Origin of the sequence: Streptomyces sulfonofaciens, from assembly GCF_014656295.1 — a bacterium.
In the GTDB taxonomy this organism is placed as follows: Bacteria; Actinomycetota; Actinomycetes; order Streptomycetales; family Streptomycetaceae; genus Streptomyces; species Streptomyces sulfonofaciens.
Window position 1 is genome coordinate 1 of the sequence record NZ_BNCD01000043.1, and the last position, 25,696, is coordinate 25,696.

General features: G+C 72.6%; 12 protein-coding genes and 1 pseudogene. 10 read left to right on the forward strand and 3 right to left on the reverse strand.

The annotated features are described in order from the left end of the window. Positions 1–888: 888 nt before the first annotated feature. Positions 889–1,911: an LLM class flavin-dependent oxidoreductase gene (locus tag IE313_RS33885; RefSeq protein ID WP_189939106.1), complete on the forward strand. Its 1,023-nt coding sequence runs from the start codon at positions 889–891 to the stop codon at positions 1,909–1,911. 722 nt (positions 1,912–2,633) lie between these two features. Here the strand turns inward: IE313_RS33885 and IE313_RS33890 are convergent. Continuing rightward, positions 2,634–3,653, reverse strand: coding sequence for an aminoglycoside phosphotransferase family protein (locus IE313_RS33890; RefSeq protein WP_229925183.1), 1,020 nt, complete (start codon positions 3,651–3,653; stop codon positions 2,634–2,636). Between the two features lie 57 nt (positions 3,654–3,710). Continuing rightward, entirely contained in the window at positions 3,711–4,337 is a 627-nt protein-coding gene (locus IE313_RS33895) for a LysE family translocator (protein WP_189939108.1), read from the reverse strand. Between the two features lie 1,131 nt (positions 4,338–5,468). Here IE313_RS33895 and IE313_RS33900 point away from each other — a divergent pair. The 3 genes and pseudogenes from IE313_RS33900 to IE313_RS33910 form a co-directional block, all read left to right on the forward strand. Beyond that, positions 5,469–6,332: a helix-turn-helix transcriptional regulator gene (locus IE313_RS33900; RefSeq protein ID WP_189939111.1), complete on the forward strand. Its 864-nt coding sequence runs from the start codon at positions 5,469–5,471 to the stop codon at positions 6,330–6,332. 221 nt (positions 6,333–6,553) lie between these two features. Then, positions 6,554–8,254, forward strand: coding sequence for an NAD(P)/FAD-dependent oxidoreductase (locus IE313_RS33905; protein ID WP_229925184.1), 1,701 nt, complete (start codon positions 6,554–6,556; stop codon positions 8,252–8,254). 20 nt (positions 8,255–8,274) lie between these two features. Next, a pseudogene (locus IE313_RS33910) lies at positions 8,275–8,490 on the forward strand (4Fe-4S dicluster domain-containing protein); the annotation flags it as partial. A gap of 503 nt (positions 8,491–8,993) precedes the next feature. Here the strand turns inward: IE313_RS33910 and IE313_RS33915 are convergent. Further along, positions 8,994–10,346 (reverse strand): cytochrome P450, encoded by a 1,353-nt coding sequence (locus IE313_RS33915; RefSeq protein ID WP_189939114.1) that lies wholly within the window; start codon positions 10,344–10,346, stop codon positions 8,994–8,996. Between the two features lie 342 nt (positions 10,347–10,688). On the opposite strand from IE313_RS33915, the gene IE313_RS33920 reads away from it, so the two are divergent. The 6 genes from IE313_RS33920 to IE313_RS33945 form a co-directional block, all read left to right on the forward strand. Continuing rightward, entirely contained in the window at positions 10,689–17,897 is a 7,209-nt protein-coding gene (locus IE313_RS33920; RefSeq protein ID WP_189939115.1) for a non-ribosomal peptide synthetase, read from the forward strand. Then, entirely contained in the window at positions 17,894–19,117 is a 1,224-nt protein-coding gene (locus IE313_RS33925) for an FAD-dependent monooxygenase (protein ID WP_189939116.1), read from the forward strand. Before IE313_RS33920 ends, IE313_RS33925 begins: the two co-directional genes overlap by 4 nt. After that, the gene (locus IE313_RS33930; protein WP_189939117.1) at positions 19,114–20,484 is read left to right on the forward strand and encodes a condensation domain-containing protein; all 1,371 of its coding nucleotides are present in this window, start codon (positions 19,114–19,116) and stop codon (positions 20,482–20,484) included. The genes IE313_RS33925 and IE313_RS33930 overlap by 4 nt, the downstream gene beginning before the upstream one ends. A gap of 12 nt (positions 20,485–20,496) precedes the next feature. Further along, the gene (locus IE313_RS33935; RefSeq protein ID WP_308439250.1) at positions 20,497–21,429 is read left to right on the forward strand and encodes an SDR family oxidoreductase; all 933 of its coding nucleotides are present in this window, start codon (positions 20,497–20,499) and stop codon (positions 21,427–21,429) included. After that, on the forward strand, positions 21,426–21,887 hold the full coding sequence (locus tag IE313_RS33940) for a nuclear transport factor 2 family protein (protein ID WP_189939118.1): 462 nt from the start codon (positions 21,426–21,428) through the stop codon (positions 21,885–21,887). The genes IE313_RS33935 and IE313_RS33940 overlap by 4 nt, the downstream gene beginning before the upstream one ends. A gap of 77 nt (positions 21,888–21,964) precedes the next feature. Further along, positions 21,965–25,696 (forward strand): type I polyketide synthase (locus IE313_RS33945; protein ID WP_189939119.1); only part of this gene is annotated, 3,732 nt, incomplete at its 3' end.

The following is a 25,696-nucleotide window of genomic DNA, read 5'->3' on the forward strand; positions in this document are numbered from 1 at the left end:
TCGACAGGGGGCAACAGTCATGCCGGGCCCGGAGGCCAGCAGCCCTCTTGCAGGACCGCGGAAAAGATAACGGGGGGGGCGGCGCCGGCGGACATCGGCCGGTGGGCGTGCGCGGTCGCCGGACGCCTCACCCGGTTCTCCGCACGGCGGCGCGACGGCAGCAGGTCGGGTCGGCCAGGACGGCTGCGCCGTGAACCGCGTCGTCGGGGTTGAGGTCGGTGCCCGGTGCCTGGTGCCGCGATCCGGTCCTGCGGTCCACTACGGAGGGCCCAAGGGCGATGTCCGCGGCACCAAACTGGTCGTGCGGGTACCCGGCGGCGCGGGGGTCCGGTGATCGCCACGGTCACCGCGGGGTGAATACCCGGTGACCGAGCACCGCGGAGGTGCGGGCCCCGCCGATCCCGTCCGCTCGCCGCCGTGACCGGCTCGCCGCCGTGGGCCGATGGATGTCGTGTCACGCGACGCGGCCCGGCCGCTCACTTCTGGTGACGACGGCGGTACGGCCGCCACCGAACGGAATGCGGAGCAACCGGATACTCCCACCCGCACACGGATTCTGCCGCCTCTGAGCGCCGGCGGCCCTCACACATTGCCGCGTCCAAGCGGTGGCAGGGAGTGCATTCGGTGCTGCCGAACCAGCACAGGAAAAGGAAGAGGACATCGGGGAAAGCGGTCACCGAAGCCTTTGCCGGGCTGGTCGTTGCGCCTGCTGGTACTCGCGCCGGCCCCGCCGCCCGCGTCGCCGGCACCGCAGGGGCCGCGGCCGGCCGCCACCGGCGGGTGCGGGTGCGGACGGCCGTCGTCGGACGCCGACCACGGGGTGGTCCGTGGTTGCGCCACCCTGGTTGGTTGAGGAATCAATTAGTTAGCCGCGGTGTTGTGCCATGTATGAAGCGCATCGGTTTTCTGTCATTCGGGCACTGGTCGGACACCAGACACTCCCGGACGAGGTCGGCGGCGGACTCGTTGCTCCAGGCAATCGATCTGGCGGTGGCGGCCGAGGAGCTCGGGGCCGACGGCGCGTACTTCCGCGTCCACCACTTCGCCCGGCAGTTGGCGTCGCCGTTCGCCCTGCTGGCCGCGATTGGCGCCAGGACGTCGCGGATCGAGATAGGCACCGGCGTGATCGACATGCGCTACGAGAACCCCCTCCACATGGCCGAGGACGCCGGGGCCGCGGACCTCATCTCCGGCGGCAGGCTCCAGCTCGGTGTCAGCCGCGGCTCCCCGGAGCAGGTCATCGACGGCTGGCGCTACTTCGGCTACGCGCCCAACGAAGGCGACACCGACGCCGACATGGCCCGCAAGCACACCGAGGTGCTGCTCACCGTGCTGCAGGGCAAGGGCTTCGCCCAGCCCAACCCGCAGCCGATGTTCGCCAACCCGCCCGGGCTGCTGCGCATCGAACCGCACTCGCCGGGGCTGGGGGAGCGCATCTGGTGGGGCGCCGGTTCCAACGCCACCGCGACCTGGGCGGCCAAGCTCGGTATGAACCTGATGAGCTCGACCCTCAAGGACGACGAGGGAGGCGCCCCCTTCCACGTACAGCAGGCCGCACAGATCCGTGCGTTCCGCGAGGCGTGGGCCGAGGCGGGCTGGCCACGTGAGCCGCGCGTCTCCGTGTCGCGCAGCGTCTTCGCGCTCGTCGACGACCAGGACCGCGCGTACTTCGGCCGCGAGGGCGACAGCGCCGATCACGTCGGCTACATCGATGCGAGTACGCGCGCGATCTTCGGCCGCACCTACGCGGGCGAGCCCGACGTCCTGGTGAAGCAGCTCGCCGAGGACGAGGCGATCGCGGAGGCCGACACGCTGCTGCTGACCGTGCCCAACCAGTTGGGCGTCGACTACGGCAGCCACGTGCTGGAGAGCATCCTCACCCACGTCGCGCCCGCACTCGGCTGGCGCTGAGCCGGGCGGGGCGGCGCTCGCACTCGGCGGGCGCCTGCCCCCACCCGCCGGGAGCGCTCGTGGACACGGCCTCACGGAGCCGGTGCGCCGGGTGCACCGGCGCCGGGGTGGGCTGTCCTGGTGCACCAGTCCGTTGCGCCGTCGAGGGTGTACGGGTGGCGGGTGGGGAAGGGGAAGCCGCTTGCGGGTGAGCGCATCGCAGACGGCGAGCCTGGTGTCCCGGACGCCGCCGGCCCCGAACGGCCGGAGCGCGGGGCCGCTCGCGGCGAGCCGTGCCACAGGGAAGGCCCGGCGCATCACCGGAGTCCCCACGCGAACCCCAGGCCGTACCCGCGCCCCACCGGCGCGCCAGGACGCCAGGACGACACGGGTTCGCTCAAGGGGGTGACGGCCGTCGACCACTTCCAAGTGTCCGTGACCGGCCGCGCCACCCGGATCCGGACGCACTTCCTCACCGCGACGGTGTGAGCCGCACGCCCGTCCCACCCGGAGCCGGCCTGTACCAACCGCGGTCACCCACCGCCACGGCCCCATCGCACGTCGCGTTCGGTGGCCTCTCGGCGACGTCCTGGCCTCGGACACCTTCCGGGCCGGCACCCGACACCTTCGGCTACAGCACCCGACGCCCGCACGGACGGGAAGAACCGCGCTCCGGGCGCGCGCAGCAACCGACAGGCCGAGCGGCAACGGCCGAGCGGACCGGGTCGCGGGCGCCGGGCGGATCAGCCGCCGGCCAGGGCCATGAGGAACCGGGTCTCCGCGTCGTCACGCCCCGCACACATTCTGGGCACTGCAAGGAGGACGGTCAGGGCCCGGCACCAATCCAGCACACGTTGCGGAGACAGGTCGGGAACCAGCGCCGCCAGCTCCTCGATCCTCCGCTCCAGCATGGCTGGATCTGCAACTCCGCCAAGCACCCAGTCCACGGCGTCGAAGTCCGGGTCGCCCCACGTCGGCCTCGGATCGATCGCCACCATGCGGGCGCCAGGACCAGACAGCACGTTGGCCGGATGCAGATCACCGTGCACGAGTCCCACCGGCCCGCCGGCGGCAAGTTCCAGGGCCGCCGCTCGGGCCTGACCGAGCACCGTCGGGGCGACCGGGCTCGTGCGGGCCGCCGCAAGCCTGCGTGCAGCCAAGTCGAACAGGAAGCCGATCCGGTGCGAGAGAGGCCGCAGTACCGAGTGCTCCCCCGGCACGGGAGGCGAGACCCGCAGATCCCGCAGCAGGGCCGCTACCTCGGGCAGATGCCAGATGAGCTGCCGCACCGGCACTCCCGGTTCCACGTTCTCGAGCAGCAGGGCCCCGGCGGCGAGGTCCGCTGCCAGCAGAGTGACGACCGACGGCGCATCCGCCCAGGCCCGAAGGGCTTCGGCCTCCTCGCGGGCGATCAAGGGCTCCGGCGTGAGCTTCAGCCACACCGAGGCACCGGTGTCACGCCGCAAGCAGCGGAACACCCGCGAGGTGCCCCCGCCACCCGCCGCGACAAGATCAAGATTCCAACGAGCGGCGAGTTCATGGACGAGCATCGGCAACGCGTCACACCAGCCGAGCACCTCGGAGCCGAACCGAACGACGAGCCGGTCCCGGACCTCCGGCGCGACACGGGCCAGCTCTCCCCACGCGTCCCCCGCAGGTGAACGACGCGGTCCCTGCGCATCGTATGAGCACGGTCCGTGCACGTCCCACCCCATCTCGCCGTCACGGAGCGTGGTGGGCGACAGCGTCGAACTGCCCACCATGTCACGCGTGCTCGTCGTCGTTTGCCCATCCCAAGGCGCGTGGGATGTTCCGGCCCGCTATCCGTCCACCGCCGCGCGGATGCCGAGGCCGATCATGGCAAGGCCGGAGACCTGGCTGATGCGGCGCCAGACGCGGGGCGCGGACAGGAGTCCCCTGGTCTTCCCGATCCCCCAGATGACACCCGTGAACCACAGCGCGTCCATCAGGGCCCAGCACCCCGCGAGGAGCGCGAACCCCCAGAAGCGCGGAAGTCCGGTGGGAGCGAACTGCGGGAGGAACGACATGGCGAAGACGCCGGCCTTCGGGTTCATGAGATTGGTGAACAGGCCCGCGGAGTAGGACTGCCAGGCACTGCCCGAGCGTGGACCGTCGCCCGGACCCTGCGCGGGAGGCCGGGCGCCCCTGCGGTTCACCAGCGCCTGGACGCCGAGGAAGAGCAGGATGGCGGCTCCGGTGAAGCGGATCGCGTCGTAGGCCACCTGGGACGCCGCCACCAGGGCGGTCAGCCCGCACGCCGCGGCGATTCCCCAGACCAGCAGGGCCGTCTCGTTCCCCAGCAGTGTCGTGAAGGCGGACCTGCGCGTGTCCTGGCTCGCCTGCCTGATGATCACCATCGCCCCCGGCCCGGGAACCATGGCCAGCAGGAAGCAGACACCCAGAAAAAAGCCCAACTCGTTCATCATGCGACTCCAACGCACACGGTCATGCTGGTATCTCCCGTGAGGCACCCGGCACCCGGCACCCGGCGCCGGTGGGAGCGCGGGGCACCCTCCGCGGGCCCCCGGCCTCGTGGGCACCCGGCACGGCATGTCGGCCGGCCCTACTCGCGTGCGCGCCATTGCGCAGGTGAGGACGGTGGGGGAACCTCTTCCACATGCGACTCGCCTTCCGTGGTACGGACGCGAGTGGGCAGCGGTCCACCGCCTGCGAGGACACAGGCCGTACCGCCCCCCGCACCTCACCGGTACACCAGACTGTAGCCCTTGCTCGTGCTCTTGTTCGTTCGCGTGCTCGTGTTCGTGCGCGTCGCCCCGTACGGTCCTCGTCCTCGTCCTCGTGTTCCGGTCCGCTCGCTGCCGACCTGTGAGTGGCGCTCGGCGTGGAGCGTGCGCCACGGCTGCCGGGCGGGGCGCGTGAGACATGCGCCTGTCCCGGTCCCGCTCAGGGGAGGGACGTCACCCGTGTGCGGTCACCGGAAGCCGGAGCGGTACACGATGCTGAAGAGGCCGAGACGGCTATTTGGCTCAAATTGGCCCATGGCGCAGCAGTACCTCTCTACTTCTGTCCCTTTCGGCCGTGCGTTGGGGGAGTCACCCGCGACCGGCCTGCCCAGGGGCGTTGTGCGGTCTCCCCCCGAGGGGCCGACCGGAGGCGCGGTGCGCGGGCGTTGCTGTCGACGCTTCCGGTGAGGCCGGTGAACGCGCGTCTGCTCGGGTCGCGGTTATTGGCGCGTATGCGGCGGTGGTCGGTCGGGGTCCACAGGTGTCCCGCCCCGGCAGGGAATTCGGACGGCGGGTGCTGCCGGGCCCCGGAGGGTGGGGCCGCCGACTGGCCGGTGTGGTGGTCGGGCACGTTAATCCTTTGCGTCGGACATATGAACCGGCCGGTGAGTTCGTCAGGGAGCACGCTGGGAATACGGCGGTTACCGCGCCGTATCCGATCTCCACCGCACCTCGTCGCGCACCGGCGCGTCCCGGCGCAGTCCGACACACCCCTTGCCCTTCCCCCTTGCGCGTGCCACAACGGCCGGGCTAGTTTCCAACCCCTAGTGATCACCCGAGTGAATGCACTAGTGATCACCACAGGGGAGGAAAATGTCCGATTCGGAATTCCGACGACGTGAACGCGCGCATTTTCTGCGTACCCGGCGGGAGTCGGTGACGCCCGAGGCCGTAGGCCTGCCGAAGGGACCGCGCAGGCGCACTCCTGGACTGCGCCGAGAAGAGGTCGCGGTCCTGGCCGGGGTCAGCCCCACGTGGTACACCTATCTCGAACAGGCGAGGGACATCACGCCTTCGCACGAGGTCCTGGACAGCCTCGCCGGGATTCTGGGACTGTCCGAGCACGAACGCCTTTACCTGCACAGTTTATCTCGGCACGTGCCACCTCCGGATGCCCAGCCGGCCCAGCGGTCCGTCGCCGTGGAGAACCTGACCCGGGTCGTGGAATCCTTCGCTCCGCTACCTGCCTATCTGTGTACCCAGCTCGGCGACCTGATGGCCTGGAACCCCGAGGCCATCGACTGGTTCGGTGACTTCGCGCAACCCCGCCTGCCCCGGCCCAACTTCCTGGTCTGGATGTTCACGTCGCCGACCGCGCGGGAGCGCTTCGTCGACTGGCCGGAACAGGCCAGGCGGCTGGTGGCCGGTCTGCGCGCCGACGCGGTGGAGTGCCGCGACACGGGCCGGGTCACCGCGCTCGTGCACCACCTCACCGAGACCAGCCCGCACTTCCGCCGCTGGTGGGACGATCACGCGGTGGACAGCCAGGGTCTGTGGCCCTGCACGGTCCGGCACCCCCGGCACGGCGCCGTCACCCTGAGCCGCATCACCCTGAAGCACCAGACGGTGCACGAGCCCCTGAAGCTCGTGATCCACCTCCCGTCCACCCTCCCGGCCGAGACCCGGTGCCCGGCGACCGCGCCGCGGTCCGAGCTGCACGGGCTCAGCGCCTGCTGACCTGACCTGACCTGACCGCCGCCGACCGGTCGGCCGGCTTACGGCCGGGACAGGTCGGCCCAGCCTTCGGCCTCGACCCTCGGCCCCGACCCTCGGCCTCAACCTGGCGTGCGAAGTACCAGGCTCCCCGCTTTCTGGATAGCCGCCCCCGCCTGCGCAACCCTGTGCGTCACGAACGGACGGAACGGACGACATGGAACAGCACACCAGTGAGGGCGGCCATGGGCGATGAGACTTCCGAGCGCTTCGACGTGGCGATCCTGGGCGGTGGTATCACCGGGCTGACCCTCGCCCGCCAGCTCAAGCGCGCCGAACCCGGCTTGCGCATCACGGTCCTCGAACGGCAGCCGCATCCGGTTCCCGAGGCGGCCCACAAGGTCGGCGAGTCCAGCCAGGAGGTGCAGGCCCACTACCTGCGCGACGTCCTCGGTCTGGAGGAGCACCTCGCACGGGAGCAGTTGCGCAAGTTCGGCCTGCGGATGTTCTTCACCCAGGCGGGAAACGAGGACATCGCACGCCGGGTCGAGTTCGGCCAGGTCCACGAAGCCCCCCTGGCCACGTACCAGCTCGACCGCGGACGGCTGGAGAACGCCCTCGGCGACCTCCTCACCGCCGAGGGCGTCGCGTTCCGCCAGCCTTGCAAGGTCCGCGCCGTGGACCTCGGCACCGACGGCGGCGACCACGTCGTCCACGTCCTCGAAGGCGACCGGGACGAGACTTTCAGGGCCCGCTGGATCGTCGACGCGACCGGCCGGGCGAGCCTGCTCAAGCGCAAGCTGGGCCTGGCCGAACCGGTCGGCCACCGCTCGAACGCCGCGTGGTTGCGCATCGACCACCCGATCGACCTCCAGCAGTGGTCCGACGACGAGCAGTGGCGGTCCAAGATCACCGGCGGCGACCGCCGGCTGTCGACCAACCACCTCATGGGCCCCGGCTACTGGGTCTGGTTGATCCCGCTCTCCTCCGGCTCCACGAGCGTCGGGATCGTCGCCGAGGACGCCTCCCACCCCTTCGACGGCTTCAACACCCGCGAGCGCGCCCTGGACTGGCTCGACCGGCACGAACCGCAGTGCGCCGCCGAGGTGCGGCGCCACCAGGACGGCATCCAGGACTTCCGGGTGATGAAGAACTACGCCTACGGATGCCGGCAGGTGTACTCCGGGGACCGGTGGTGCCTGACCGGTGAGGCGGGGGTCTCGATCGACCCGCTCTTCTCCTCGGGCGGCGACCTGATGGCGGTCGGCAACGGCCTCATCACCGACCTCGTCACCCGGGACCACCGCGGCGAGGACGTCCGGGAACTGGCCGCCGTGCACAACGAGGTCTATCTCGTGCTCAGCGAGACCTACCTCGTGGTCTACCAGAACCAGTACCCCCTCATGGGGAACGCCCAGATCATGGTGGCCAAGGTCGTCTGGGACACCCTCACCTACTGGTCAGGCCCCGGCCTGCTGTTCTTCCACGACACGTTCCCCAGCCTCACCCGGCGCCCCGGCATCTTCGCCAACCTCCAACGGGCGGGGGCCCTGCACGCCCGCGTCCAGCAGCTCCTGCGGGAGTGGCACTCCGTCGTCGGCAACGAGCCGGCCGCCGACGTGTTCGTGGACCCGCTCGACCTGCTGGACTTCATGTCCGATCTGCAGACCGGCATGGCGGCCGGACTCGGCGAGGACGAACTGGACGAGCAGTTCGCCCGCAACGTGGTCCTGCTGGAGCAGATCGCGGGCCAACTGGTCACCACCGTCATCGACCAGCTCGAACGGCGCGGCGCCGACGACGCCGTCAAGGCCCTGATCGACCGGTGGCGCGGCGACCCGCTCCTGTGCGAGGCGGTCGACCGGTTCGAGGAACGCCAGCCGCACCATCCCGTGGACGGCGCCTGGATCACCCTCGGGGCCCGGCCCGTGGAGGCGGCCCCGTAACCGGGCAGGAGACGACTGCGATGACCTATGTGATCACCGAAGCCTGTGCCGGGAACAAGGACACGGCCTGCTGGGAGGCGTGCCCCGTCGACGCCATCCACCCCGGCCCCGACGATGCGGACTTCGCGGCGCACGACCGGCTCCACATCGACCCCACCGAGTGCATCGACTGCGGCGCCTGCGAACCGGTCTGCCCCGTGGAGGCCATCTATCCCGAGGACGACGTCCCCGAGGAGTCACGCGGCTCGACCACCGCGAGCCGCGAGGTGCCCCTGCCCCGCCCCGCCTGACAAGGCGAAAGGACCTGGCCCGCCTGCCCGCCCGCCTCGGCACCGGGTCCGGGCCTGGCCTCGGCACGCACCGTGCCGACGACCGGGAACCCGGCTGACCGAACCGGTGCGGGGCGGGGCGGGGCGGCCTCGGACGGGCGAGGGCAGGGCATGTCGGCCGTCACGGTGCGACGGCTTCGCAGGGGCCGGGGAGCGCGGTCGCCCGGCGGTCCGACGAACGGGACATCACTCGGGGGAGTGGCCCGGCGCCACGTCCGGCGGTACCACCGGGGACGCATCCGCGACCTACCACCGGGGACGCGTCCGCGACCGCGTGCGCAGGCGTGCCGCCCGGATCCGCTGCCTGACGTCGTTCCGGCGCCGCGGCCGCGGCCGGGCCTGTGCCCATTCGGCCGGGAGCGGGACGGGCCGGTGTGCAGACGGCGCCGCGGGCGCGGGCCCGCCGGGCGTCAACGCGGGACGAGACGCACGCGGATGGGCGCACAGGGACGCATGGTGATCCCCACTTCCATCGGGATGTCCGTGTCGATGGCCGTCAGGCCGAACCGCTGGAGGAAGCAGGCCAGCGCGATCGACGCCTCCAGCATCGTGAAGTGCTGGCCGATGCAGGCCCGGGGCCCGCGGCCGAACGGGAAGTAGGCGTAGCGGGGCCGGTCCGCCTCCGCCTCCGGCGCGAACCGCGCGGGGTCGAAGACCTCGGGATCGGTCCAGTAGGCCGGGTGGCGGTGCGTCACGTAGGGGCTGACGGTCACATCGGCGCCCGCGGGGATCCGGAAGCCGCCGATCTCGGTCTCGGCGACCGTCCTGCGACCCGTGATCGGCACCGACGGGTACAGCCGCATCGCCTCCTTCAGCACCATCGTGAGGTACGGCAGCCGGTCGCGGTCCTCGGCGCCCGGCTCGCGGCCACCGAGGATCTCGTCCACCTCCGCCTGTGCCTTCTGCTGCGCCTCGGGGTGCAGGGCCAGCAGGTGCAGGGCGAACGCCAGCGCGGTCGCGGTCGACTCGTGCCCGGCCAGCAGGAAGACGAGGATCTGGTCGCGCACCGCCTGGGAGTCCAGCCGCGAGCCGTCCTCGTCCCGGGCCCTGATCAGCATCGTCATCATGTCGTCGCCGTCGGCGGAGGCCGCACAGGCATGCCGCTCGGCGATGAGGCGGTCGCAGACGGCGTACAGCTCGCGCTGGGCCGCGGCGGCCCGCCTGTTCACGGCGGTCGGCCAGCTCCGGGGCGGGCTGAAGGGATTGGCCCCGCGGCGCAGCACCTGCTCGCCCAGCACGGGGAAGCACCGGCGGACCACCTCGACAGTCTCGTCCAGGTCCGCCCCGAACAGGATGCGGGAGGTCGCCCGCAGCGCGAACTCGGCCATCTCCGCGGCGAGGTCCACGACCGGATCGGGCCGCGCGGCCCAGCGGCCGGCCGTCGCCGCGGCCTCCGTGTGGATGGCGGCGGCGTAGCCGTCCACGCGGCGCCGGGTGAACAACGGCTGCACCAGCCTGCGCTGGAAGACGTAGTCGTCGTCCTGGCTGGTCAGCAGCCCGTTGCCGAGGGAGGCCCGGATCTCGCCGTAGATGTGGTTGTCCTTGCGGAAATTGGCGGCCCCGGTACCGAGGACCTGCTGCACGCCGTCCGCCGAGAACACGCCGTACAGGTAGGCGCGCAACCCCGGAGGGCCGAGTGGGAAGCGCACGACGTCCCCGTGGTCCCGGTGGGCCCGCAGGTAGAGGCCGACGGTGTCGTCGCGCAGGTCCAGCAGTGTGCCGAGGAGCGTGCCTCCCGCCACCCGCGGGGCTTCCCTGGTCATGCCCGCCTCCACTTCGCCTCCGCTCCACCCGTCGTATGCGTGTGACATCGCGGTGCGCGGCACAGCCGTGCGTGCCACCGCCCCGCGTGTCACCGAGATCGCGGGACGGATTCTTCCCCAACCATGATTCCTCCGCTACCGCTGACGTGAAAAAGACCGACCTGAAAACGCCATCCCGGAATGGCCCGTGCTGGTGCCACGTACCGGGAATTGACGTGCGTGGTACTGGAACTGCCAGCCTGCGGAATTACTGGACGGTGACCGTGTGTCCCGGCAGAGTGCGCCGGGAGCGTACGGCCGCCCTACTCCGGGAACCGAGGGAAATCCGTGACCGCATCAGCCATGCCTTTGACCGCCTGTCAGCGCGATATCTGGGTGGCTCACGAGCTGTTTCCCGGCAGCCCGCAGTTCACGATTTACCTGAGCCAGCGATATACCGGCGTTTTCGACCAGGAACGGCTGCTGGCAGCGTTGCGCGGCGCGGCGCGGGCCAACGACGCCTTCCGGCTCAGGTTCGCCGAACGCGACGGCACCCCCGTCCAGTGGGTGGACGCCGAACCACCCGCGGTCGAGGTGCTGGACTTCTCCCGCGCCACTGACCCACGGGCGGCATGCGAGGCGTGGACGGCCGCAGAGGCCTCCCGGCCCTTCGACGTGCGCACCGGGCCGCCGGTCCGGCTGGCGCTGCTCAAGGAGAGCGCCACCGCCGCACACGTCTACACAGGCGCCCACCACCTGGTCACCGACGCCTGGGGTCTGCACCTGTTCTCCGACCAGGTCAGGCGCGCGTACGCGGGTCGAGACGCGGTCGGGCCGCCGAGCTTCACGGCGTGCGCCGCGGACGAGCGGGACTACCGCGCCTCACCTGAGCACGCCGAGGACCGTGCCCACTTCGCCCGGTTGCTGGACGGGGTGGAGCCGGCGCTGTTCCCGCGCCGGGTCCCGGCGGGCGCCCGGCAGGGCGGCCACCACTCCTTCGCGCTGCCCGACGACTTCGGCGACCGGGTCCGGGACCGCGGCTGGACACCGTTCGCGTTCATCGCGGCCGCGTTCGGCGTCTACCTCTCCAGGATCCACGGGGCAGACACGGTCACCCTCGGCGTCCCGCTGTTCAACCGCCGCGGCAAGGACGAACGGCGTGCGGTGGGCCAGTTCGCCAACACCCTGCCCCTGCCGCTGCGGGTGGCCGGGGACATGACCTTGCGGGACCTGGTCGGTGCCGTGCAGCGCGACGCACGGGAACTCCAGCGGCACGAGCGGTTCGCCTTCGGCGACCTGCTCGCCGACCGGCCGGCCCACGCCCGCCAGCCGTTCGACGTCACCCTGTCGTACGTGCAGTGGCCCGCGGGCCGCCCGCTGCCCGGTGTGCGCGTCGAGTCGTCGGGCATCACCCGGGTGCACGACCAGGACGCCCTGGCCGTCGTCGTCAACGAGCACGGCGGCACCGGCTCGACCGTGGTGGACCTCGACTACGCCACCGACGTCTTCGACCGGGACTTCCCCGCCGAGGCACTCGCCCGCCACCTGCGCACACTGCTGCTCGGCGTCCTGGAGGACGACGGCCGGGCGGTGGCTGCCGTCCCCCTGCTCCAGGACGACGAGCACGCGGCCGTCGTCCGGACCGTCAACGCCACGGAGCGCACCTTCCCGGACGACACGACCCTGCACGCCCTCTTCGCGGCCCAGGCGGCCCGCACTCCGGACCGCACCGCACTGACCGGCGCAGCAACCGGTACACCCGCCGGCACCGAGGCCGGCACCGGCGCCCGCACCGAGTTGAGCTACGCGGCACTGGACGCCCGCGCCGAGCGGCTGGCGACGGCGCTGCGCGGCGACGGGGTGGCCCCCGGCGACCGGGTCGCCGTCGTCCTGGACCGTTCGGCACACACCCTCGTGGCCGTGCTCGCGGTGCTCAAGGCGGGCGCCGCCTACGTGCCCGTCGACACCGGCCACCCGGCCGACCGGATCGCGCACGTCCTGGAGGACAGCGGGGTCCGCGCCGTGCTGACCGGCCCCGGCACACCGCCGCTGAAGGTGCCCGACGGCGTACCGGTGCGACGCGCGGACGGCGAACCCACCGCTGACGAACCCGCCCCCGGCGAGCCCTTCCCCGGCGAACCCGCCGAAGCGGCACCGCCCGCGGCGCCGGGCGGCCCCGGCGACCTGGCCTACGTCATCTACACCTCCGGCTCCACCGGCACTCCCAAGGGCGTCATGGTGGACCACCGCGCGGTGGTCAACCGCCTCACCTGGATGCAGCGCCGCTACCCACTCGGCGCGGACGACGTCATCCTGCACAAGACACCGGTCTCCTTCGACGTGTCCGTCTGGGAGCTTTTCTGGTGGGGCATCGCGGGGGCCCGCGTGGCGCTGCTGCCGCCGGGCGCGGAGAAGGACCCCCGGGAGGTGCTGCGCGCCATCGAGGCCGAGGGCATAACGGTGGTGCACTTCGTCCCCTCCATGTTCCGGGCCTTCCTCGACCTGCTGGACGGCGACCCGCGGGCCCGGAGCCGGGCAGCGTCGCTGCGGCGGGTCTTCTGCAGCGGCGAGGCGCTGCCGCCCGACCAGGTCGCGGACTTCCACCGCCTCCTCGGCCACGGGCCCGCGCTGACCAATCTGTACGGTCCCACCGAGGCCACCGTGGACGTGTCCTACCACGACTGCGTGTACGGCGCCCCGTCCGGCCGGGTGCCCATCGGGCGGCCGATCGACAACCTGCGGCTGTACGTCCTCGACCGGTTCGGCGACCCGCAACCCGCCGGGGCCGCGGGCGAACTGTGCATCGCCGGCGTGGGCCTGGCCCGCGGCTACCTCGGCCGGCCCGTGCTGACCGCCGAACGGTTCACCCGCGACCCGTTCACCCCCGGCGGCCGGATGTACCGCAGCGGCGACCTGGCCCGCCGGCTGGCCGACGGCAGCCTCGAATACCTCGGGCGCATCGACCGGCAGGTCAAGGTCCGCGGCAACCGGGTGGAACCGGGCGAGATCGAGCACCAGCTCACCCGGCTGCCCGCGGTGCGCGACGCCGTCGTCACGGACCGCCCCGCCCCCGGCGGCGGCATACGGCTCGTCGCCCACTACACCGCCGAGGAACCCCTCGACGACACCGCCCTGCGCTCCCACCTCGCCGCCACCCTGCCGGAGTACATGGTCCCGTCCCGGTTCGTGCGGATCGACCGGATACCGCTGACCCCCAACGGCAAGGCCGACCGCGCGGCCCTGCCCGACCCCGGTCCCGAGGACCGAGGCCCCGACCACGCCGCCCCCGGCACCCCCGCCGAACGGGCACTGGCCGAGGCATGGGCCGAGGCGCTCGGCGTCCGGCACGTCGGTGTCCACGACGAGTGGTTCGCGCTCGGCGGCGACTCCCTGCTCCTGCTCAGGGCCCGTGCCGCGGCCGAGCGGCGCGGCGCCGTGCTGGCACTCGCGGACATGGTCAGGCACACCACCGTGGCCACCCAGGCGCCGCACGCCACCCTCGCCCCCGCCGAGCAGCCGCCGAAACCGTTCGCCCTCGTCTCCGGCGCCGATCGGGCCCGCCTCGGCGGCCTGGCCGACGCCCACCCGGTCACCCGCCTCCAGCTCGGCATGCTCCACCACAGCCGAGAGCAGGAGGACTCGGCGCTCTACCACGACGTCCTGCACTACGCCTTCGCGGTGGCCTGGAACGAGCACGCCTTCCGCACCGCCTTCGACAGGCTCGTCCGCCGCCACGCCGCGCTGCGCTCCGCCTTCGACCTCACCGGCTGCTCCGAGCCCCTCCAGACGGTGTGGCCGCGGGCCACCGGCGGCCTGCGGATCGTCCACGTCGCGGACGACGACACCGAGGCCCGGGCGGCCATCGACGCCTGCGTCACAGAACGCCGCACCCACCGCTACGACCTCGCACGGCCACCGCTGTACGAGTTCCGCGCCCACGTGCGCAAGGGCCGCCTCGACCTCGTCCTCGGCTTCCACCACGCCATCCTCGACGGCTGGAGCGTGGCGGTGCTGGTGCGCGAGCTGATGCAGGACTACCTGCACGGCCTCGGGGCGGACATCGACCCGGTGGACGACACGCCCCGCCCGTCCTTCGCGGCCTACGTACGGGCCGAGCGGCGCAGCCTCGGGTCCGCGGAGGACCGCGCCTACTGGTGCCGCCTGCTGGCCGGCGCGGAACCGGTACGGCCCGACCCCTACAACCCCCACGAGCCGCCCCGCGAACCCCGGCTGACCGTCCGCCACGCCGAACTGCCCGACGCTCTGTCCCGCGCCCTCGACGAGGTCGCCCGCCGCCACGCCGTACCCCTGCGCCTGCTGCTGTTCACCGCGCACTGCCTGACCCTGCGGCTGCTCGCCGGTGCCACGGACGTCACCACCGGCCTGGTGACCCACGGCCGCCCCGGCATGGCGGGCGCCGACGCCATGGCAGGGCTGTTCCTGAACACCGTGCCGTTCCGGCTGACGAAGACCGACGGGAGCTGGCTCGACGCCGTCCGCGACGTGGTGGGCCAGGAGAAGGAGTCCTTCCCGCACACGGCCTACCCGCTCAGCGCGATCCGCGGCGACCTCGGCGGCGGCCCCGTCACCGAGACGGCCTTCAACCACATCCACCCGCACACCCTCCAGGCTGTCACCGGGCGTCCCGAGCTGACTCTGCTCGACCTGACCGCCTACGAGGAGACCAGCCTCGCGCTGCTGGTCAACGCCATCGTCGACCCGAGGGACGGCCGCACACTGCGGCTCAGGTTCGACTGCGACGGACGCTCCTTCAGCCCGGCCCAGGCCGACCAGCTCGTCAGCGTCTTCCACCGGATCCTGGCCCGTATCGCCGCCCACCCCGACGAGACCGTGGACTTCTCCTTCCTCACGGAACCCGCCACCGCCCCCGAGCCGCTCCCGGACCCGCCCGGCGTGCTCACCCTGATCGACGAGCAGATCCGGCACCGGCCCGACGAGCCGGCCGTCGTCTTCGGCGCCATCACCTGGACGTACGCGGAACTGGACCGCGCGGCCGACCGCGTCGCGGGCGAACTGGCCCGGCTCGCCGTCCCGGCCGGGGCCCCGGTGGGCATCGCCATGGACCGGTCCCCGGAGATGGTCGCCGTGGTCCTGGGCGTGCTGCGCGCCGGGGCGGCCTGCCTCCCGCTGGACGTGTCCTACCCGGCGCAGCGGCTCGCGCGCATGGTGGAGCGGGCCCGCCCCCACCGGGTCGTCGCGCACGCCCGGCACGCCGGGCTCGCAGTCGACCCCGCGCTGCTGCTGACCGTCGAATCGCTCGCCCCGGACGACGAGCCGGCACCCCGCAGCCGCCCCGCCGTGGGCCTGGACGACCTCGGCCTGGTGCTGTTCACCTCGGGCTCGTCCGGCGAGCCCAAGGGCGTCGAACTCCCGCACCGGCTGTGGGCCAACTACGTGCGCTGGCAGCTCACCGCGCCCACCGCGGCGGCGGGGGAGCGCACCCTGCAGTTCGCGCCGCTCAGCTTCGACGTGTCCTTCCAGGAGATCTTCTCCACCCTCGCGGGCGGCGGTGCCCTCGTCCTGGTCACCGAGGAGGACCGGCGTGACCCGGCGGCGCTGTTGCGCCTGCTGGACGAGCAGCGGGTACGGCGTGCGTTCTTCCCGTACGTCGCGCTCCAGCAGCTCGCCGACGCCAGCGGCACGCTGGGCCCGCGCCCCCGGAACCTGTCGGTGCTGATCTCCTCGGGCGAGCAACTGCGTGTGACGGAGGAGATCCGGCGCTTCTGCGCGGCCCTGTCCGGCACCGTCCTGGAGAACCAGTACGGCCCGACGGAGACCAACGTGGTCAGCACCCACGCGATGACCGGCGACCCGGCGGGCTTCCCCGCACTGCCCCCGATCGGCCGGCCGATCGACGGAGCCGCGCTGCACGTCGTGGACGAGCGGCTGCGGCCGGTCCCGCCCGGCGTGCTCGGCGAGATCGTGCTCGGCGGGGCCTGCCTGGCACGCGGCTACCGGGACCGCCCCGACCTGACGGCCGAGCGCTTCGTCACCGCGCCCTGGGGGGAGCGGCTCTACCGCACCGGCGACCTCGGCCGGGTGCTGCCGGGCGGCGACGTGGTGTGGCGGGGCCGAGCCGACGACCAGGTGAAGGTGCGCGGCTTCCGCGTCGAGCCCGCCGAGGTCGAACTGGCCCTCATGGCCCTGGACCAGCCGGGCGTCGAGGAGGCCGCCGTGGTCGCCCGGCGCCGTGACGGCGGCGACTCCTACCTGGCGGCCTTCCTGGTCGGCAGCCCGGACACGGTCGACCTCGCCGAACTGCGCGGCCGGCTGCGGGCCACCCTGCCCGAGCACATGGTGCCCTCGCACCTGTCCTGGCTGCCCGCCCTGCCGCTCACCCCCAGCGGCAAGCGGGACGACGCGGCCCTGCGCGCCCGTCCCCTCGAAGCCGCCCCCGCCCGTGCCCGCACCGGCCCCAGGGATGCCCGGGAGCGGGCCGTGGCGGACATCCTCGGCGACCTCCTCGGTGTCCCCGACGTCGGTGTGGACGAGGACTTCTTCGCGCTCGGCGGAACGTCCCTGACCGCGATGCGGCTGATGGTGGCCGTCGAGAAGCGGTTCGGCGTCCGGGTGCCGCTGGCGGCGTTCGCCACGGCCCCGACGGTGGCGGCGCTCGCCGGACGGCTGGGCTCGCAGGACGCCGTCGCCGCCTTCGACGCGGTGGTGCCGATCCGGACCGGCGGCACGCGCCGTCCGCTGTTCCTCGTCCACCCACTGGGCGGCAACGTGCTGTGCTACGTCCGGCTGGCCCGGCACCTGCCCGACGACCAGCCGGTCTACGCACTCCAGGCCGCGGGCGCCGAACCCGGCACCGTGCCGTCGACCACCATGGACGGTCTGGCACGCGGTTACCTGGAGGCCGTCCGCCGTGTCCAGCCCGATGGGCCGTACCGGCTGGGCGGCTGGTCCTTCGGGGGCTTCGTCGCCTTCGAGATGGCCCGGCAACTGCACGCCTCGGACCCCGACCTGGTCGAGCAGGTGGTGATCCTCGACTCGATCGCACCCGACCCGGGGTCCGGAACGGGAGACCGGCGCGGAGTCGGAGACCGGCCCGCAGCGGCGGACCGGGCCGAGGTGGCGGACCGGGCCATGCTCGAATGGTTCTTCTGGGAGCTGATCTGGGCCGACCGCGGCGGCGACGCGCCCATCGAGCCGTTGCCTCACACCCTGGACAGCGACGCCCACCGGCTGGACTTCATCGCCGACCGCGCCGCCGCGCAGGGCATCCTCACCGCCCACACCGCTCGCGCGGCGGTCCGCAGGCTGTTCCGCGTCTACCGGGCCAACTGGGCGGCACTGCGCGACTACCGGCCCCACCGGTCGCCGATCGACATCACCCTCGTCAAGGCCACCGCACCGCTGCCCGACGCCCTGAAGCCCATGCACGGCGCCGGCCGGACCCTCCACCAGGATCCGCTGAACGGCTGGTCCACCCTCACCAGCGGCCGGGTGCACCTGGTCACCGTCCCGGCCGACCACCTGCGACTGCTCGACGAACCGCACGTGCGCACGGTGGGCCGTGCCGTATCGGAAGGAAGGCAAGAGAAGTGACGTCACGTGCTCGGGTCCGCGCCCTCGTCATCGGCGCCGGCATCGGAGGCCTCGCAGCGGCCGCCACCCTCCGCAGGGTGGGGATCGACGCCGAGGTGTACGAAAGGGCCCGCGAACTCCGACCGGCGGGCGGCGCGCTGTCCCTGATGTCGAACGCGGTACTGGCCCTGCGCACCCTCGGCATCGACCTGAAGCTGGCCGAGAACGACGCCGCGGTCCTGGAGCAACTCCACTTCCTCACCAGACGGGGAAAGCGGATCCGCACACTCGAGTTCAAGGAGATCTGCGACCGGCTGGGCGCCCCCAGCGTCGGCCTGCACCGCGCGGAACTGCAACGCCTGCTCCTGGCGGCCGCCGGAGACGTCCCGATCACCCTCGACGCCCAGGCCGTCGGCTACGACATCGCCGCCCCCGACGGCGGGCCCGGCGAGCAGGACAGCGGCGGCGCCGGGGTGCGGGTGCTCTTCGCGGACGGCAGCGAGGCCCACGGGGACATCCTCATCGGCGCCGACGGCTTCGGCTCGGCGGTCCGCCGGACGCTGCTCGGCCCCGAGACACCCTACGAGCCCGGATACATCGCCTGGGTCGCCACCCCGCACGTCACCCACCCGGCCATCACCGAGCAGTACGGCGCCCACTACTGGGGCCGGGGCCGCCGGTTCGGCATCGCCAACATCGGCAAGGGCCAGGTCTACTGGTGGGGAACCAAGAACATGCCCCCCGAGCGGGCCAGGGACTGGCACGGCACCCGGGCCGAGATCGAGGAGACCTACGCGGGCTGGGCACCGGAGGTCGAGGCCGTCATCAGGGCCACCCCGCAGGAGGAGATCACCGCCTTCCCGGCCCGGGACCGGCCCTGCGCGGAACGCTGGGGCGAAGGCCCGGTCACCCTGCTCGGCGACGCCGCCCACCCGATGATGACGAGCCTCGGCCAGGGCGCGGCCATCGCCATCGAGGACGCCGTCGTCCTGGCCCGCCACCTGGACGGGGCAGCGGACCTGCCCGCCGCACTGCGCGCCTACGAGCACGCCCGCAGGCCCCGCGCCCAGCGGATCGTCAGCGCCGCCCGCTCCCTGAGCGACCTGGAGCAGACCGAGCGGCTGGGCCGGCTGATCGGCCGCCGCCTGTTCTTCACCTTTGCACCGCGGTCCGTCCTGGACAGGCAGAACACCGAATTCCTCGACTATCACGCGGCTGTGGCGGCGGAGGTGCACCCATGACGCACGCACGGACACCGGCTGCGGCCACCACGGTCGACCGTCCGCTCACCGCGATGGAGCGCTGGTACTGGATCTGCGACCAGATCTCCCCGCTCAACGTCATCGGGCATGTACGGGTACGCGGCAGGCTCCCCGAGGAAGTCCTCGGCCAGGGCCTGGACGCCCTCCAGGCCCGCCACCCCCTGCTCCGGGTCGCCATCCGCGCCGAACGCGACGGCAGCGCCCCCCGCTTCACCCCGCTGACCGGGCGCCCCATCCCCCTGCGCACCGTCACCGTCCAGGACGGCGACACCTCGGGCGGAACGCGCTGGCGGTACGAGCTGAACGAGCACGAGCTGATCGAGCCCGTCGACTGGGCGTCGGGCCCGCTGGCCCGGGCCGTCGCGATCTCCTGGGGCGCCGACGTGCACGACCTCGTCGTCACCGTCCCGCACTGCATCGCGGACGGGACGACGGTACTGACCCTGCTGCGGCAGTGGCTCCAGCTCGCGGCCCGCTTCGAGTACGGCGGCAACGACGGGGGCACCGCACCGTGGACCGCGCCCGCGCGGCCGGGACCCGAGGGCATGCTGCCCGCGCCGCACCGCGGGCTGAGGGGAGCCGCCCGGGTCGCGGGCCAACTGCTGGCCGACCAGGCGGCGGCCAGGCGGCTGAGCCCGAGCCGCCTGGAGCCGAGCAGCCGCGTGCCGTTCCCGCAACGCACCACCCGGCTGATCCACCACGAACTCGACGGGCCCGACGTCGCCGCCCTCGCCGAGGCATGCAAGCGCGAACGGACCACCGTGCACGGCCTGCTGGCCGCCGCCATGGCGGCCGCGGTCGCCGACGACGCGGACACCGGCGAGGGCCATGTCACCATCGGCTCCCCGATCACCTTCCGCGACGCCCTCGACCCGCCCGTCACCGAGGACGAGGTCGGCACGTACGTGGCCACCGTCCCCTCGGTCGTCGCCCACCACCCCGGCCGGGCGCTGTGGCCCATGGCACGTGCGATCAGCCAGGACGTCGCCCGCCGCCGCGGCCGGGGCGAGCACCTCAGCGCCGCGGCCACCCTGCGCTTCGCCGGGCCGAAGTCCGTCGCCAGGAGCGGCCGGTTCCTGCGGTTCATGGAGGACAAGGGCCCCATCACCCTGTGCCTGTCCAACCTCGGCCGATTCGACTTCCCCGACCGGATCGGCCCGTGGCAGCTCAGCGACGCGGAGTTCGTCACCGGCCTTTCGGTGAACGCCTACTTCGTGGCCACCGTCAACACCAGTCACGGCCGCATGGCCCTCAACTTCACACACGTGAACCAGGCCGTACCCCGAGACCGCGCCGAGCGCCTGGCCGACGCGACCCGCGAGGCCGTCCTTGCCTCCTTCGCCTGACGGGAGCTCCCCTTGTCCTCAGGACACACACCCCGGCGCGCCGCGTCCACGCGCCCGGCACCGGTACGCACCGTGCCCCCGCGCTTCCTCGCCCCGCACGGACGCGCCGTCGTGGTCACCGGCACCTCCTCCGGACTGGGCAGAGCATGCGCGCGGCACCTGGCCGCGGCGGGCTTCAAGGTCTTCGCCGGGGTGCGCACACCGACCGGCGAAACCCTGCCCCCCGGCATCGAGCAACTCGGGCTCGACGTCACCGACCCGGCGTCGATCGCCGCCGCCCGGGACGCCGTACGGGACCGCGTCGGCGACACCGGCCTGTGGGGGCTGGTCAACAACGCCGGCATCTGCGTCTGCGCCCCGCTGGAGTGCCTGCCCCTGGACGACCTGCGCCGGCAACTGGAGACCAGCGTCGTCGGGCAGATCGCCACCACGCAGGCCCTCCTGCCGCTGCTGCGCACCGCGGGCGGCCGGGTCGTCAACGTCACCTCCGGCCTCGGCAACGTCGCGATCCCGTACCTCGGCGCCTACGCCGCGGCCATGTGGGCCAAGGAGGCGTTCAGCGACGCACTGCGCCGTGAACTCGCCCCCAGCGGCGTGCGGGTCAGCATCGTCCAGCCCGGCTCCATCCCCACCCCCATCTGGGACAAGGTGTCCGGCACAGGCACCCGCGTCATCGACGCTGCCCCCGAACCGTTGCAGGAACTGTACCGGGCCACGTTCGTGCGCTTCCTGCACACCAACGAGCAGAGCGCGCTCACCAGCCGCACCACCCCCGAGGACTTCGCCGGCACCGTGCTGCGGGCCCTGGCCTCCAGGCGCCCGCGCAGCCGCTACGCCGTCGGCCGCGACGCCGCCCTGGGCCGCCTGCTCCGCAGACTGCTGCCCGACGCGGCGCTCGACCGCGCCTTCCGCTCCGTCGTCACACCCACAGGAGGAACCCCATGACCGACACCGTCGATAATCCCGGCCCCGACACCCTCAAGGACATCTTCACCACCAGCCTCAAACTGCTGGAAGAAGGCGACGTGGAGAAGTGGGTCGCGCTGTTCGCCCCCGACGCCGTCTTCGAATTCGTCTACGCCCCGCCCGGCTTCCCCACCGTCATCCGGGGCACGGAGGCCCTGCGCGCCCAGATCGGCATCATGCCGCAGCAACTCGGCGTCGAGTTCGGTGAGCCGGTCTTCCACACCGCCACCCCGGACGGCCTGGTCGTCGCGGAATTCACCGGCGACTGCACCGTACGCGCCACCGGCGGCCGATACCGGCAGGACTACATCTCCGTCGTCCGCTTCGAGAACGGGCTGATCACCCACTTCCGGGACTACTGGAACCCCTGGCTGCTCATGGCGGCCGCCGGCGGCGAAACGGCCTGGAACGAGGCCGTGCGCGCCCTCGCGGGCTGAACACCGCCCGACGCGCGAAGCACACCGCGAGGACCCGGAAACAGAAGAAGCACCAGGGACGAGGGACGAAGGCAGGCATGAGCGACACCACCAGGACCGCGGCCACGTGCGACGAACCCATCGCGGTCATCGGCATGTCCTGCCGCCTCCCGCGGGCGGCCGACCCGGACACGTTCTGGCGACTGCTGCGCGACGGCGTGGAGGTCGTCGGCCCGACCCCCGCCGACCGCTGGGAGGCGGCCCAGGACGCGCCCGGCGGCGCGCCCACCGACGGGACGGCCCTGGCGTACGGCGCGTTCCTCGACCACGTGGACCGCTTCGACGCCGCTTTCTTCGGCATCGGCCCCGCCGAGGCAGCCGCCATGGACCCGCAGCAGCGCCTCGTCCTGGAACTCGCCTGGGAGGCGCTGGAGGACGCCCGCATCACCCCCGGCCGTCTCGCGGGATCCGCCACCGGGGTCTTCATCGGTGCGATCTGGGACGACTGGTCCCGCCTCCTGCACGGCCACGGACCGGACACCGCAGGACCCTACGGCCTCACCGGCACCCACCGCGGCATCATCGCCAACCGGGTCTCGTACGCCCTCGGTCTGCGCGGCCCCAGTATGACGCTGGACAGCGCCCAGTCGTCCTCCCTGGTCGCCGTGCACACCGCCTGCGCCAGCCTGCGCAGCGGCGAGTCAACGCTCGCCCTGGTCGGCGGCGTCAACCTCAACCTGCTGCCGGAGTCGGCCGCCGCGCTCGGCCGCCTCGGCGCGCTGTCCCCCGACGGCCACGTCCGCCTCCTCGACGCCGACGCCCGCGGGACCGTACGCGGCGAGGGCGGCGGCCTCGTCGTACTCAAGCCGCTGCGCGCCGCGCTCGCCGACGGCGATCGCGTCGTCTGCGTCATCCGCGGCAGCGCCGTCAACAACGACGGCGCCACGGACGGCCTCACCACTCCGAGCGCGGAGGCTCAGCGCGCCGTCATCGTCGCCGCCTGCCACCGCGCCGGACTCGCTCCCGCCGACCTGCAGTACGTCGAACTCCACGGCACGGGCACACCGGTCGGCGACCCCATCGAGGCGAAGGCGGTGGGCGCCGCGCTCGCCACCACAGGCGGTGGGGCGACCGGTGCCCGCGGCGACGGCGCACCGCTGCGGATCGGTTCCGTCAAGACCAACCTCGGCCACCTCGAAGCCGCCGCCGGCATCACAGGTCTCATCAAGGTCGCCCTGAGCATCCGCCACCGCGAACTGCCGCCCACCCTCAACCACCACCGCCCGCACCCCGACGCCCGCCTCGAATCCCGTCACCTGCGCGTGCAGACCGTGCACGGGCCATGGCCCCGTCCCGACCGGGAACTGGTCGCCGGCGTCAACTCCTGGGGCATCGGCGGCACGAACTGCCACGTCCTGCTCTCCGAACCGCCCACCGCACCGAATGCGGCACAGGCCGCACCGACCGCGGCACCGTCCGCACGCCCCGCGCAGGCGCCCGCCCCGACCGGGCCGGCCGGGGACGACCTGCCGCGGCTGTGGCCGGTCTCCGCCCGCACCGCAACCGCCCTGCGCGCACAGGCCGCCCGGCTGCACGCCCACCTCGACGGGGCCGACCCCGCGGCCACCACCGCGGACCGGGTCGGCCACGCCCTCGCCACCACCCGTACCGCCTTCCGCCACCGCGCCGCAGTGGTCGGCACCACACGGGCCGATCTGCTCGCCGGACTGCGCTCCCTCGCCGACGGCGCCGCGCACCCGAACCTGGTCACCGCCGCCGCCCCTGTGCCCACCGCCGACCCGGCGGGGCCGGGCCACCTCGCCGTCGTCTTCGGCGGCGGCGGCAGCCAGCGCCCCGGCATGGGCGTCGAGCTGTACCGGACGCACCCCGTCTACGCCGCCGCCTTCGACGCGGTGTGCGACGAACTCGACCGGCACCTTCCGCGCCCCATCCGCCCGCTGATAGCCGCAGGGTCGGACACGGCGGAGGCCGAGCTCCTCGACCGCCTCGACTTCGCGCTCCCCGCCCTCCTGGCCGTGGAAGTCGCCCTCTACCGCCTCTACGAGAGCTGGGGACTGCGGCCGACCCACCTCACCGGGCACTCCATGGGCGAACTCACCGTGGCCCACCTCGCGGGAGTGCTCACCCTGCCCGACGTGTGCGCGCTCACCGTCGCCCGCGCCCGCCTCATGCAGTCCGCGAACGGCGGCGCCATGGCCGCCGTACAGGCATCGGAGGACGACGTCCTCGCCGCCCTGGACGAGTTCGCCGACGTCGTGTCCGTGGCCGCGGTCAACGCGCCCGACTCCACCGTGGTCTCCGGAGACACCGACGCCGTCCTCGCGCTCTGCGAACGCTGGCGGGCCCGGGGGCGCAAGGCCACGCGGATCGCGGTCACCGTCGCGGCCCACTCCCCGCACATGGACCGCATCCTCGACGACTTCCGGCGGGTGGCCCGCGGCCTGAGCTACTCCGCACCCCGGATCCCGGTGATCTCCAACGTCACCGGGACCGTGGCCACGGCCGCGGAACTCACCGACCCCGAGTACTGGGTGCGGCACGTACGGGCCACCGTGCGGTTCGCCGACGGCATCCGCAGCCTGCACGCCCAGGGGGTCACCACCTACCTCGAACTCTCCCCGAGCCCGGTCCTCGCCCCTGCCATCGGCACCTGCCTGGACGGCGAGGCGACGAGGCCGAGGGTGATCACCACCCTCCAGCCGGACCGTGTCGACGCACTGAGTGCCGCGACCGCCCTGGCCGCACTGTTCACCTCGGGCCACGACCCGCACTGGTCCGCGGTCTTCCCGCCCGGCACACCGGACTGCGACCTGCCCACGTACGCCTTCCAGCGCCGGTCGTACTGGCCGCGGCTCGACCCCTCCGGTCGTCCCGCGACAGTCGTGCGTCCCACGCCGGGATCCGACACCGGGCACGGGGCCGAACTCGACGCCGAGCCGGGGCACGCGCTGGCGGGGCTGCACAAAGACGCCCTCGCAAGGGCCGTACGCGGCCTGGTGAACGCGGCCGTCACCGCGGTACTGGGGGAGGAACCGGACGGCGCGAGCGAGCTGCCCGGCTCGTCGCGCGGCGCACAGCCGACCTTCAAGGAACGAGGCCTCACCTCACTCGGCGCCGTGGAGCTGCGCAACAGGCTGGAGGCTGCAACCGGCCTGCGACTGCCGTCCTCCCTCGTCTTCGATTACCCGAGTGTGGAGGTGTTGTCGGCTTTTCTGTGTCGGTTGGCGGAGGGTGAGGGGGAGTCGGCGGCGTCGGCGGGGTCGGTGGGGTCGGCTTCGGTGTCGGGTGGTGTGGCGGTGGATGAGCCGTTGGCGATTGTGGGGATGGCGTGTCGTTTTCCGGGGGGTGTGGCTGGTCCGGAGGATTTGTGGAGGGTGGTGGTTGAGGGGCGTGATGTTATTGGTGGTTTTCCGTCTGATCGGGGTTGGGATTTGGAGGGGTTGTTTGATTTGGATCCTGATCGTGTTGGTACGTCGTATGTGCGGGAGGGGGGTTTTCTGGATTCGGTTGCTGGTTTTGATGCCGAGTTTTTTGGGATTAGTCCGCGTGAGGCGTTGGCGATGGATCCGCAGCAGCGTTTGTTGTTGGAGGTGGCGTGGGAGGCGTTGGAGCATGCTGGTTTGGATCCGCGGGGTTTGCGGGGTAGTCGTACTGGGGTTTTCGCGGGTGTGATGAATGGTGATTATGGTGTTGGGGTTGATGGTGGTGGTGGTGGGGTTGATGGGTTTTTGTTGACGGGTCGTTCGGGGAGTGTTGTTTCTGGTCGGGTGTCTTATGTTTTTGGTTTTGAGGGTCCGGCGGTGAGTGTT

Excerpts from the sequence above, each read along its gene's own strand:
- IE313_RS33885 (WP_189939106.1), top strand. The coding sequence starts at position 889 with ATGAAGCGCATCGGTTTTCTGTCATTCGGGCACTGGTCGGACACCAGA.
- IE313_RS33890 (WP_229925183.1), bottom strand. The coding sequence starts at position 3,653 with ATGGTGGGCAGTTCGACGCTGTCGCCCACCACGCTCCGTGACGGCGAG.
- IE313_RS33895 (WP_189939108.1), bottom strand. The coding sequence starts at position 4,337 with ATGATGAACGAGTTGGGCTTTTTTCTGGGTGTCTGCTTCCTGCTGGCC.
- IE313_RS33900 (WP_189939111.1), top strand. The coding sequence starts at position 5,469 with ATGTCCGATTCGGAATTCCGACGACGTGAACGCGCGCATTTTCTGCGT.
- IE313_RS33905 (WP_229925184.1), top strand. The coding sequence starts at position 6,554 with ATGGGCGATGAGACTTCCGAGCGCTTCGACGTGGCGATCCTGGGCGGT.
- IE313_RS33915 (WP_189939114.1), bottom strand. The coding sequence starts at position 10,346 with ATGACCAGGGAAGCCCCGCGGGTGGCGGGAGGCACGCTCCTCGGCACA.
- IE313_RS33920 (WP_189939115.1), top strand. The coding sequence starts at position 10,689 with ATGCCTTTGACCGCCTGTCAGCGCGATATCTGGGTGGCTCACGAGCTG.
- IE313_RS33930 (WP_189939117.1), top strand. The coding sequence starts at position 19,114 with ATGACGCACGCACGGACACCGGCTGCGGCCACCACGGTCGACCGTCCG.
- IE313_RS33940 (WP_189939118.1), top strand. The coding sequence starts at position 21,426 with ATGACCGACACCGTCGATAATCCCGGCCCCGACACCCTCAAGGACATC.